At 63.1% G+C, this 12,446-nt stretch carries 6 protein-coding genes; 5 read left to right on the forward strand and 1 reads right to left on the reverse strand.

Features of this window, described 5'->3' with window-relative positions:
* Window positions 1–329 precede the first annotated feature (329 nt).
* A complete protein-coding gene (locus tag IPM84_11515) occupies window positions 330–944 on the reverse strand; it encodes a glycerol-3-phosphate acyltransferase (GenBank protein ID MBK9093386.1) in 615 nt (204 codons plus the stop codon).
* 259 nt (window positions 945–1,203) lie between these two features.
* On the opposite strand from IPM84_11515, the gene IPM84_11520 reads away from it, so the two are divergent.
* The 5 genes from IPM84_11520 (at window position 1,204) to IPM84_11540 (ending at window position 12,343) form a co-directional block, all read left to right on the forward strand.
* Complete coding sequence (locus tag IPM84_11520) at window positions 1,204–4,344, forward strand: hypothetical protein (GenBank protein ID MBK9093387.1); 3,141 nt, start codon at window positions 1,204–1,206, stop codon at window positions 4,342–4,344.
* Window positions 4,345–4,606: 262 nt separating this feature from the next.
* Complete coding sequence (locus IPM84_11525; GenBank protein MBK9093388.1) at window positions 4,607–8,377, forward strand: hypothetical protein; 3,771 nt, start codon at window positions 4,607–4,609, stop codon at window positions 8,375–8,377.
* 26 nt (window positions 8,378–8,403) lie between these two features.
* The gene (locus IPM84_11530) at window positions 8,404–8,967 is read left to right on the forward strand and encodes a hypothetical protein (protein ID MBK9093389.1); all 564 of its coding nucleotides are present in this window, start codon (window positions 8,404–8,406) and stop codon (window positions 8,965–8,967) included.
* Window positions 8,968–8,996: 29 nt separating this feature from the next.
* Window positions 8,997–10,151, forward strand: coding sequence for a hypothetical protein (locus IPM84_11535; GenBank protein MBK9093390.1), 1,155 nt, complete (start codon window positions 8,997–8,999; stop codon window positions 10,149–10,151).
* Window positions 10,148–12,343: a hypothetical protein gene (locus tag IPM84_11540; GenBank protein MBK9093391.1), complete on the forward strand. Its 2,196-nt coding sequence runs from the start codon at window positions 10,148–10,150 to the stop codon at window positions 12,341–12,343. Before IPM84_11535 ends, IPM84_11540 begins: the two co-directional genes overlap by 4 nt.
* The last annotated feature ends 103 nt before the right edge of the window (window positions 12,344–12,446 follow it).

Consider the following 12,446-nt stretch of genomic DNA (forward strand, 5'->3'; position numbering starts at 1 on the left):
AGTTCGGAAGAGATGGATCGCTTTCTGGCAAGCGCCGATTATGAATTTGAGTGCGCCAGCATCGTTGGGCGCAAGTTTGAGGATGTCGCCGACCACGCGCAGTATGTGCGTGAGGGCGGTTGCGCGAAGATCATCTCGGCATTGGCCGCTCGGGAAGCGCGACGGGAACGGCCCAGGCGGTGCTCGATTACGCCCAACCGGCCGCACGCCTGATCGGCGCTGGCGCACGCCGCCGCAGCCGGGCCGGATCATAGTCGCTAACGCACGGGAAGTATTCGATAGATGAATGCAATCAACGGTTCTCTCGATCTGGAGCGGGATCAACTCTCTTACCAGCGCGTCACGCGGCGTTCGGTGCCAGCCAGCAGGCGCTGGATGTTGGGGCGCAGCGACCACACGCAGGCCAGCGCGGTGAGGAAGCCGTAGATTAGATGCTCCCAATGGGCCAGGCGGGGAAAGGCCAGCAGGACGATCGTCAGCGCCGCGAGGCTGCCGACGGACGCGGTCAGTGTAGCCACGGACGCGTAGCGCGAGAAGTAGAAGACGATGATGGCAATGACCGCCATCGGAATGCCCACATAGAAGTTGAGCGCGATCAGCCCGGCGGCCGTAGACATGCCGCCGGCGCCGCCGCGGAACTTGAGAAAGACTGACCAATTGTGGCCGATGACGGCGGCCGCGCCGGCCAGCGCCGCGCCCAGTTCACCCGTCAGCAGGAGATGGCGCGCCAGGGCAATCGCCGCCACCGCCTTGAGCGCATCACCCAGCACCGTCAGCGCGGCCGGGCCAAAACCCAACGCCCGCAGCACATTCGTGCCGCCCGTGCGTCCACTGCCGTGCTGCAGGATGTTCACCCCGTGCGCCTTGGCCACCAGGAATCCGATCGGAATTGCCCCGATCAAATAGCCAGCCAGTACCGCCACCACTACGTTTGTCCAGTTCATCTCCGACACCCTCCACATGACATGCAACCTGAGCGTTGGGCTGCCAACGCAGCCTGTGTGACATACAAAAACCCCGCGCATGGCATTTCGATGCGCCGGAGGGCGGAGACGGGAGACCGGAGACCGGAGATCGGCCATCGAAAATCGAATATCATCGCTGATTGCGTGTGGCGCTACTTGACAAGAACGCTACTTGCGCATAGATTAGCGCATGTTATTGCAACAAGCGCAATCAGGCCCCTCAAACCGGAGGTGTTCGATGTCCTGGAAGTTCACGCGTCGTTTCTTTCTCGTTTTGTTCTGTCTTCAACTGGCCGCACCGGTCAGCCTGGCAGCCCCTGCCCGGCCCGCGGCACCACAGGTGCCATCCATCGCCCCCGGCATTGCGGTCACTGAATCTACCGAAGCCGACCTCGTGCTCGATCTTCACTTCGACCAGCCAATTTTGACCATCGTGCAGCAAGGCAGCACGACCTACACTGATATTTCCATGGGCGACGAGTTTGGCGCCACCGGCCAGCCGGGGTACCCGCAACTTCCGCTGACCGCGCGCATGGTGGCCTTGCCGCCTGGCGCCACGGCCACACTCACCCTGAGCGCTGCCGTGTGGCAGACCCAGTCCGTCTCCCAGCCCCTGCTGCCGGCTCCACGCTTTGACTTTGCCGACCAAACCCGTGTGGAAGAGGGCGCGGCGGTCGTCCCGCTGGTCGCCCGCGACCCGGTCGCTTACGCCGAGGATGCCTGGCAGCCGGCCGCGCCCGTGCGTTTGGGTGAACCAGCCCGCCTGCGCGACCAGGACATGCTCACGGTCGAATTCTACCCCGTGCGCTACAACCCAGCGCGCGGCGAAATCGCCTGGTTGACCCAGGCTCATGTCGTCATCCACTTTGCCGGCGGCCAACCGGCCCCGGCAGCCCGCCCCGACCCCTACTTCGAGTCAACCCTGGCTGCTACGGTCTTGAATTATGATACCGCGCGCGCCTGGCGCACCGCCTCCGCACCGGTCACTCTGCCTGACTTCGTACCGGCCACCGGCGATGTGCGCATGGTCGTGCGCGAGAACGGCCTCAATCGCGTCACCTACGATGACCTGATCAACCTGGGCCATGATGACATCAGTCAGTGGCCGACGATCTTCTTCACCATCTCGAACAAGCGCGGCGAAGTAGCCCGCGACATCACCGATTCGAACAGCAACGGCCGCCTCGATCCGGGCGACGCCATCTACTTCTACGGGCAGGAGCCTGATCTGACCTACTACACCCTCGACAACATCTACTGGCTGCGCGTCAACAATGAAGCCCCCGGCCTGGCGATGACCAGCCGTTCCGCGCCGCCCGACGGGGCGCCGGCGCCCTCCTACTTCAAGACGACCCTGCGCACCAAACAGGAAAACTGGCGCTGGTCACAGCACATGGTGCCCTGGCAGGCCTGGTGGTGGGATCAATTCCAGCTCGGCTATCCCGGCGCCTACCGCGACTACACCTTCAATCTGCCCGAGGTAGCCACCGTGCCGCTGAGCGCCACCGTTTCTGTGCGCATTGGCGGTCGCTACTCCTGGCCGGAATACAACCCGGACCATCACAACAAGGTCTACATCAACGGCAGCGTCACGCCGGTCATCAATAGCTTCTGGGACGGCCGTACCCTGATTGACCTGGCGGGCAACCTGGATCAGGCGAACCTGGTCAGCGGGAACAATACGTTGCGTCTGGAAACCATCGTGTCAGATGTGGGACGGCCCGCCAACGCCCAGGTTGACTGGACCTACTTCAAGTGGGTAGATGTCACCTACTATCGCCACTACGCGGCCGTCAACCAGGAGTTGGAGTTCAGCCAGGAAACGCCTGGCACCTGGCGCTTCGTGCTGACCGGTTTGACCAACCCAGGCGTCCGGGTTTTCGACATTACCAATCCGCAAACACCGGTGCGGATGACCAATGGCGCGGCCGGGCCTGGCACCTTCTCGCTTCAGGACACCACCACGCCTGACCAGCGCTTCCTGGCCGTGGGCGCCAGCGCGGTGCGCACGCCGGCGGCCATGTCGCTCTACATCGCTTACTCAACCAACCTGCGCGATACGACGCGCCAGGCCGACTACATCTTCATCACCCATCCCAATTTCGCCAGTACCCTGCAGCCGTTGATCACGCATCGCCAATCGCAGGGGTACGACGTCGTTGTTGCTGACATCAACGCCGTGTACGACCAGTTCAACGCTGGCATCGTGGACGCCGAAGCCATCCGCACGTTTTTCGATTATGCCTACCATTCATGGGCCGCGCCGGCGCCGGCCTATGCCTTGCTCGTCGGCGGCTCCAACTTCAACCCGCACGGCCACAACACCGCCTACTACGGCCCCCAGCAACCCGTTTACGTCCCCACCATTGACCTGATGATTGATCCCTACCAGGGCGAATCGGCCGCCGATTCCTACTTTGCTGCCATCAGCGGCAATGACCCCCTGCCCGACATCTATCTCGGTCGCCTGCCGGTCATGTCCACAACCGACTTGACCACCGTGGTCAACAAGATTATCGCCTACGAGCAGAACCCCACACGCGGCGCCTGGCAGAATGACATCCTCTTCGTTGCCGACAACACAGATGACGCGGGCAACTTCGAAGCGGTGAGCGAAGCCATCATCGCCACGTACCTGACTTCGCCCGGTTGGGACTTGCGCAAGGTTTACTACAACCCGGGCATGGTCAATCCGCCTGATCCCTACTACAACACAGTGGATCTGGCGCGCGGGGCCATCCGCACCAAATGGAGCCAGGGCGTTGCGCTCGCCAATTACGTTGGTCACGCGTTTCTCGACTACTGGGGCTCGACAGTGACCGATCAACAGTGGCACAACAACGACACCCCTACCCTGTATAACGGCGCCAAGCTGCCGTTCCTGATCTCGCTGGACTGCCTGGATGGCTACTTCGACTATCCCAACCGTCCCAGCATGGCGGAGAAATTCCTGACCCACAACAACGGTGGGACGGTTGCACACTTCGCACCGTCGGGCCTGGGCATCGCCACCGGGCATGACTATCTGCATCGCGGCTTCTACAACGCCATTGTGAACAACCATGTGCTTCAGACCGGCCCGGTGGTCATGGCGGCCAAGATCAATTTGCACACTAATGTCCCGAACTACTTCCAGGATCTGCTCTACACCTTCGGCTTGATTGGCGATCCGGCCATGTCTCTCGTGCCCCTGTGCCGCACCACCGACATCAACTGCGACAACCGCGTCAACATCGTGGATATCCAGAAGGTGTCTGCCCACTGGAACACCAGCAGCGGCCAAACTGGCTACGTCGGTCGCTACGACGTGACCAACGACGGCTCGATCTCGATCGCCGACATCATCGCCACCGCCACCGACTACGGTTGGAGCCAGTAACCGCCGCGACGGGGGCGTGAGAACCACCGGCGGACTACAGAGGACACAGAGAAAAAATAACTCTGTGTCCTCTGTATTGCCACGTACTCATCACTTTGGACACAGCTCGACACCGATTCACACCGATCGTTTTTTATTATCCGTGTTGATCCGTGTACCAATTGATTGACAAGCCTTTGAGACTGTGATATAGTTGCGGCGTAAGTTCTGGGGAGGACTTGGGGAGGACGCCGCCAGCATTGCCCTTTGGAGGCATCCAACCATGAAATTATTCTCGCTTGTTGTTCTGATCACTTCGCTGCTCTTGCCCACCCTCAGCAGCGCAGCCCCGCAAACATCCGCCCTGTCTGCAACGATTCGACGCAGCGCTGACACAGCCGATCATGCGCCAACGTCTGTGCGCGTCCTCAGCGCAGACGATACTGGCCTGGTGTTGGCCCTGGACACACCGGACTACCAGGTGACCCGCGTCGAAACCGCGCAGGGCGCCTTCGACGCCATCCAGGTGGCCGGGTATGCCAGCAGCCAGGAACCTGGTCAACCCCAACTTCCCATGCAGGGCGCTCTGCTTGCCATTCCACCGGGCGCCCAGGTCACGGCAGAGGTTATTTCCAGCGACGGCCAACTCCTGCCGCAGCGCCTCAACCTGCTGCCAACCCCGCGCCAGGTAGTTTCTACGATGGATCCGGCTGCCCAGGCTGCAGCCGATGCCAGCGGAATGCCTTCCAAACCTGTTCCCGTTTACGAACGCAGCCGCACCACAGCCAGCGGCGTTGATCTCTTTCCCGCGCAGCTCGTGCATGTCGGTGAGGTCGCCTTCGTGCGCGATCAGCGCGTCGTGCCGGTGCAACTCTATCCATTCCAGACGAACCTGACCACCGGCGCCGTGACCTACCACAAGCATCTACAGGTGATACTGCATTTCAGCTATCCTGACGGCGCGGTCGCAGCCCAGGCGCCGGCCGCGGCCGAATCACCGTATGTCGAATCTATGCTGCGCAGCGCCGTGCTCAACTACGACAGCGCAACCGCCTGGCGCGAACGCCCGCCGGCCGCAGCGCGCCCCGGCGTCGTGCCGCCGGCTACGGGCGAATTCCGGCTGAGCGTCAACGCCGACGGCCTCTATCGCGTCACCTACGCCGACCTGGTGGCTGCCGGCCTCGATCCGAACAGCGTCAACCCGCAGCAGTTTGCCATGAGCAATCAAGGCGCCGCAATTGCCATTGTCGTGGCCGGCGAAACGGACGGCCGTTTCGACCCCAATGACACGATCGAGTTCTACGGTCAGGGCTGGAACAGCTATTACACCAAAACCAATGTCTATTGGCTGGATGTGGATGGCCCGGCCGGTCCGCGCATGGGGACGCGCGATGTCACCCCTGGCAATGCCCCCATACCGACCAGTTTCCGCACCACGTCTCACCAGGAAGAGCAGGTGTGGCGCTGGACGCAGCACCTGCAGAACAACAAGACCTGGTGGTGGCAGAAATACACCCTGTATGATAATCCTAACGCCACCCAAGTGACGGCCACCCTGCCTCTCGTCCTGCCTGGCGTGGCGGTGCAGAGCCAGCCGGTTGGCGTGCGCGTGGCCATGGCGTCGAATACCGATTATCCGCAATTTCCCGATCATCACGTGCGCGCCTATTTCAACGACACCTCAACGCCGGTGGATGAACACCAGTGGAACGGCCGCGATCCCATCGAGTTGGCCGGGACAGCCACCGGCAGCCTGCTCGCCGGGACCAACACGCTCTCGCTGCGCGCCGTCTTCGACATGGGAACGCCCTACGCCTACGACATCTACTACCTGGACTGGGTCGAGATTACCTACGACCGCCTGTATGCCGCGCAGAATGGCGAGCTCTATTTTAGCGCCGACGCCGCCAACACCTGGCGTTTCAGCCTGGACGGCTTCACGACCCTGGCCCGCGCCTTCGACGTGAGCAATCCCAACAGCCCGGTGCGCCTGCTCAACAGCCAGATGAACGGCGGACAGCTGACCCTCCAGGACAACGCCGGCCCCAGCACCCGTCTGTACGCCGTGGGTGACAACGCATTGCGCACACCGGCTGCCATCCAGCGCTACACGGCCCCTGCGCTCGATCTGCACGCCACGAGTCAGCGCGCCGACTACTTGCTCATCACCCACGCCGATTTCATGCAGGCGGTGCAGCCACTGGCGCAGTTCCGCACCGGCCAGGGCATGATCGTCGAAGTGATTGACGTGGCCTGGCTGTACGATCAGTTCAATGCAGGCGTCCTTGACCCCCAGGCCATCAAGAATTTCATTGACTATGCCTATCATCAGTGGGCCGGGCCAGCGCCCAGCTTCGTGCTTCTCGTTGGTGACGCCAACTTCAATCCCATGGGCTACAACCCCACCTACTACGGACCGTGGGAGCCAACCTATCTGCCTACGTTCAACCTGGTCATTGACCCCTACACCGGCGAAGTAGCCGTTGACAATGAATTCGCCACGGTGAGCGGCAGCGACATCCTGCCGGACCTCTACATCGGACGTATGCCGGCGCAGACAGCGGCCGCCGCCAGCGCGATGGTGAACAAGACGATCGAATACGAACGCATCACGCGGCCGGCCGACTGGCGCCAGCACACGCTGTTCGTGGCCGACAACTACTTGAGCGCCACCGGCGTGCCTGACCCGGCCGGTAACTTCGAAGAGGTCATCCAGGGCGTCATCGCCGAAACCATCCCCGACTGGTACACGATTGACCGCGTCTACTACGACCCCAACCCCAACCGGCCACCCGACGCCTGGCGCTATCCAACTACCAACCAGGCCCGCGACGCCGTGGCCGCGGCCATCAATAACGGCGCCCTCTTCACCAACTACGTCGGCCATGCCACCATTGACAAATGGGCCGAAAACGTCTGGACCACCGGCGATATTCCCCTGCTCAATAACCTCGATCGGCCCACGATTGCCGTCTCCATGGACTGCCTGGATGGCTACTTCGACTGGCCCAACCGCCCGAGCCTGGCCGAGACCATGCTGGCATACGCCAACGGCGGCACCGTGGCCCATTGGGCGCCGACCGGCCTGGGCGTTGCCACCGGCCATGACGTGCTGCACAAAGGATTCTACAAGGCCATCAATGGCGATGGTGTTGATTTCTTTGGCGGCGCCGTCACCGCCGGCCGCTTGAGTCTGGCCGCCCGCGGCGCCTTCCCCGACCTGGTGCAAACCTTCATGATGTTTGGCGACCCGGCCGTGCGCTTTGTCACGCCAGCCTCGCCGCAAGAACTGGCCGTCAACCTGAACAGCACGCCGGGCGGTGTCGTTGGTTTGGGCAGCACCGTCACTTACCGAATTCGCTATGCCAACAACGGCAGCGCCGTCGCCGCCGACGCCACCCTCAACTTCCCACTGCCTCCCGGCCTCGTGAACGCCAGCTACACCTCCAGCGGGCCAACCATCACGCCGCTGAGTGGCGCCACCTATGCCTGGAACATCGCTTCCATCCCGATTGGCGCGACCGGCATCATCACCGTGCAGGCGCAGGTCAACCCGGCGCTGACCGCTGCCCAGGCGCCCATCATCACCACGGCTACCTTGCGCAATCGCTGGATCGAGCCAGACATCAGCAACAACAGCGCTCGCCTCAGCCTGGATGTGCTCCTGGCCGATCGCTATGAAGCCGATGACACGCTGGCAACCGCCCATGCCATTCCCGGCATCGGCTTGCCCATGCGTCACACCCTGCACGCCAACGCCGATGCAGACTGGGCCTGGTTCGATGCCCAGGCCAACCAGCGCTTCTTCCTGCACACCGGCTCGTTGACCGGCAATGGTGACACCGTGCTCTCCCTTTTCGCGGCCAATGGCAGCCAACTGGGGCAGAACAATGACTTCACGGCCGGCGTACTGTGGTCCGGCCTGCAGTGGACAGCTCCGGCCGACGGGCGCTATTACGTGCGCGTGAGCAGCCAGGGCACGCCCGGCCCCTTCGCGTACGACTTAACGGTAGATTGGCAAAAACGGGTCTTCTTGCCCTGGGCACGAAAGTAACCCGGAAAGCGAACGGCGAATCACGTATGATGTCAGATTCCACACGCACCCGTGCCCTGGCGCTCGATCTGCTGCGCGATCATCTCGCGCATGATGGTCAACTGCGCTTCGAGGTGGTAGGCGCCTGTATGGCGCCCCTGATCGAGATCGGAGATGAGGTAGAATTGCAGGCGGCCAGGCCGGCCGACCTGCATGTGGGCGACATTCTCCTGTTCGACGAGAGCGGTCAGTTCTACACACACCGGCTGCTGGCCGCGCCGGCTCCAGATGTGGAAACCTGGCGACTGCAGACACGGGGCGACCGCTCACCGCTGCGCGATCATCCGTGGGACGCCAGCCAACTCGTCGGCCGCGTCATTGCGGTGTATAAGCCCAATGGACACCAGGTGAGCCTGACCACCGGCTATTGGCCCCTGTTCAATCGGATGGTCGGGCATTTGTCGCATCTGGAGATTGGCCTTCTTGCCCGCGCGGGAATGCTGCGTCAGCGCCTGCTTGGCACCCGCACGACCCCCTTTGGCGCGTGGCTGCGCCGCTTCCTGGCCGCCCCAGGGCGGATTGTCGTGCATTTATTAGCACGAAGGTCGTAAACATCTTTGTCGAGGTCTAATCTACCGTTATGAATTATCGCCTTCTCTGGTCCGGAACAAACCAACGCACGCCAACGGTTTTCTGGCTGTTGCTCATGCTGCTCTTGGTCGTCATCGCCACTGGCACAGGCTCAGCCGCCGCAGCCGAGCCAACCAGCGTGACCCTGTCCTCCTTCACTGCCGAAACGCAGGGCAACACCATCTTCGTGCGTTGGGTCACAGAGACCGAACTCGATGTCTACAACTTCATTCTGTACCGCGGCACGTCCCCCCAACCCGTCGAACCGTTCGTCACCGTCTGCACGCAGTCCCCACAGGGCAGCGGCATTAGCGGCGCAACCTATACCTGCACCGATGACAAGCCGGGCCTGACAGCCGGCCACGCGTACTACTATTGGCTTTATGAATACAACGCCAACGGCCAACCCACCGTCTACCCGGCCGGTACTAATCCGACCTATTTCCAGGGTACACCGACGGCCACCCCCACCGTGCCGGCGGATGCAACGAACACACCCACGCCGACGGTGACGCCCACTTCGGAGTTTACGCTCACGCCCACACCCACGGCCAGTGTGACCGCGACACCCATCCCGACCCAGGCGGTGACCAACACGCCGACCAGTGTCGGGGCGACGAATACGCCAACGTCCCCCGCGGCGACCAATACACCGACGACCCCGCCCACCAACACCCCGATCGTGCCGCCTACGAACACGCCGACTCTCGTGCCGGGCGCGACCAACACACCGGTCGCCAATGCCACCGCGACGACGCCGGCTACAGCAACCGCAGCCGTCACCCTGACGCCGCCTGTGCAAGGCACCGCAACCCCCACGGCTCCGCTGCCGGCTGATGGCGCCACCGCCACGCCAACCCTGGACATAAGCCCCACCGACGCGGTTTCCGCCACGGTCACTCTGACCAGTACACCGCCGACGCCAGGCCCTACGGATGATGCAGCCCTAACCCCGCCAGTTGGCGCCGCCACGCGCCTGCCGTCCCGCGTGCGTCCCGACGCGACCGTCACGCCAGCCTCCGCGGGCGTGGCGCGCAACACGGCCGCCACCGGCCTGCTGCTTTGCCTGGGCGGCGGCGCCATCGTGGGGGCGGGCCTTCTGGCCGTCGTCGGCTTTGTCCTCTGGCGTCGCCAGCCCGGCGGCAAGAACGATCCATCGTCATGACAGTTCACACACCGTTCAGAAGATACTCGCTCAGCCTGATGCTGGCGCTGACGGCTGCGCTTCTCCTTGCGGCCTGCAACCAGCCGTCACCGCCAGCGGTGAGCACCGGCGTCTATAAGATCCAGGTTGCACAGGACGGCGCTTACCGCCTGACCCGCGCCCAACTCCCCGGCCTGACCACCGAGGAGTTTGCAGCCGATCGCCTGTCTCTCACCCGCAACGGCACGCCGGCGCCATTCACCATGCTGGACGAGGGGAGCGACAAGGCGCTCTATTTCTACGGGCAAACGCTGGCGGATGACTATGCGGCTTATGAGGTCTACTGGCTGCGCGTGCTGCCGGCTGAGTCTGAACGGCCCAGCGGGCCGCAGCTGACCTCACGCGAGGTGCAAGCAATGGCCGCGACGCCCGTCACCGCGACGATTGCCACGGTGCGCGCCGAAGAGGATTTGATTTACGTGCCCAAAGGTCCGCCGGCCGGCGAGCATTGGCAGTGGCAACAACTGCGCGCACCGCTCACCACCACCGTCACCATCAACCTCGCCCAACTCGTTGACATCTCCAGTACGCTGCGCGTGGCGCTGTGGGCCAGCACGCAGACACCCACCAACCCCGACCACCACATGCGCCTGCTCGTCAACGAGCAACAGGTCGCGGATGAGGCCTGGGACGGCGCCGGTCGCCACGTCATCAGCACGACCATCCCCTCCGGCCTGCTGCGTGAAGGCGCCAATACCGTCACCATCGCGGTGCCGGGCGACACCGGCGCGGTGGTAGACAGCTCTGTCCTCGACTGGGTTGAAATCAGCTATCTGCGCAGCTTGAAGGTGCAAGCTGATCGAGTGACCTGGCAGGCGGAGGCCGAGCAGGCAGACTTCAAGCTGACCGGTTTCAGCACGGACCGCCTGCTGCTGTGGGATGTCAGCGAACCGCTGACGCCCACGCTGCTGACAGGGTTCACCACCGCGCCGAATGAGGACGGTTTTGCGCTGCGCTTTCATGATGACGACGCGACCGGCCGGCGCTACCTGGCCCTGGCGCCTGCGCAGGCGCTGACGCCCGCGGCCATCGTCCCCTGGCAAGGTACCGATCTGCGCCAGGCAACGGACGGCGCCGACTACATCATCATCACACCGGCCGAGTTTGCCGCCGCGATCCAACCCCTGGCTGAACAACGGCAGGCCACTGGCCTGCGCGTGCTGGTTGTCAACCGCGACGATGTCTTCGACAGCTTCAGCAACGGGCGGCCCAGCCCGTTCGGGATCCGTGATTTCCTGAGTCATGCCTTCGACAACTGGCCGGCGCCGGCCCCGCGCTTCGTCCTTCTGGTGGGCGATGCCAGCTACGACTATCGCGACCGGCTCAAGGGCAAGTTCAAGAACCATCTGCCCACGTTCCTGCTCGATACCACCTATGTGGGCGAGACCGCCAGCGACAACTGGTTCGTCAGCTTTGGGGGCGAGACTGATTACCGCCCCAGCATGGCGATTGGCCGTTTGCCCGCGCAGAACGTGGAGCAGTTGCGGGCGATGGTGAAGAAGACCCTGGCCTACGAAACCGCACCGCCCAGCGGTGAATGGCGTCGCCGCGTGATGCTGGTCGCCGACGATGATGACGCCGCGTTCACGCAGATGTCGGACACGCTGGCGACCGACTATCTGTCCAAGACCTATACGATTGACAAGGTGTACATCGGACAGACGCCCAACGCCAACGCCGACGTACTGAAGACCTTCGACGAAGGCGTCAGCATGGTCAACTACGTGGGGCATGGCAGCCTGGATGTGTGGGGCGCGGAAAAGGCGCTGCAGAGCGCGGACCTGGCGAAGATGAGCAGCAACGGCGGGCGCCTGCCGCTGCTCGTCACCATGACCTGCCTGACCGGGTTTTTCCATCATCCTACGGCCGACTCGTTAGGCGAAGTGCTGCTGCGTGCGGCCGACAAAGGCATCGTCGCGGCCCTGGTGCCCACCAGCGAGTCAGTAACCTCCCAGCAAGAACCCCTGGCAGATGCCTTCTACCGCGAGCTGCTGACCGTAGAGGGCGCCACCGTGGGTGAAGCCATGATGCGGGCCAAACAGTCCATGCCGGACAACGGCAGGGCCTATCGCGACGTGATGGAGACCTTCAACCTGCTTGGAGATCCGGCCCTGCGCCTCGTCAAGCCGGCCGCAGAGACCGCGTCCCCGTGAAGCGGACACCTGCTGCCGGAGACATTTCAATTTTGGAGTCCAGTCCACGCAGGTGGACTTCGCAATCGTAGCCGCGACTTACAGTCGCCGGATTAATCAGCAG

The sequence above is a fragment of the Candidatus Amarolinea dominans genome (genome assembly GCA_016719785.1).
GTDB classification, from domain to species: domain Bacteria; phylum Chloroflexota; class Anaerolineae; order SSC4; family Amarolineaceae; genus Amarolinea; species Amarolinea dominans.

Bases quoted from the DNA above. Each gene is read 5' to 3' on its own strand.
- IPM84_11515 (MBK9093386.1), bottom strand. From the start codon at position 944: ATGAACTGGACAAACGTAGTGGTGGCGGTACTGGCTGGCTATTTGATC.
- IPM84_11520 (MBK9093387.1), top strand. From the start codon at position 1,204: ATGTCCTGGAAGTTCACGCGTCGTTTCTTTCTCGTTTTGTTCTGTCTT.
- IPM84_11525 (MBK9093388.1), top strand. From the start codon at position 4,607: ATGAAATTATTCTCGCTTGTTGTTCTGATCACTTCGCTGCTCTTGCCC.
- IPM84_11530 (MBK9093389.1), top strand. From the start codon at position 8,404: ATGATGTCAGATTCCACACGCACCCGTGCCCTGGCGCTCGATCTGCTG.
- IPM84_11535 (MBK9093390.1), top strand. From the start codon at position 8,997: ATGAATTATCGCCTTCTCTGGTCCGGAACAAACCAACGCACGCCAACG.
- IPM84_11540 (MBK9093391.1), top strand. From the start codon at position 10,148: ATGACAGTTCACACACCGTTCAGAAGATACTCGCTCAGCCTGATGCTG.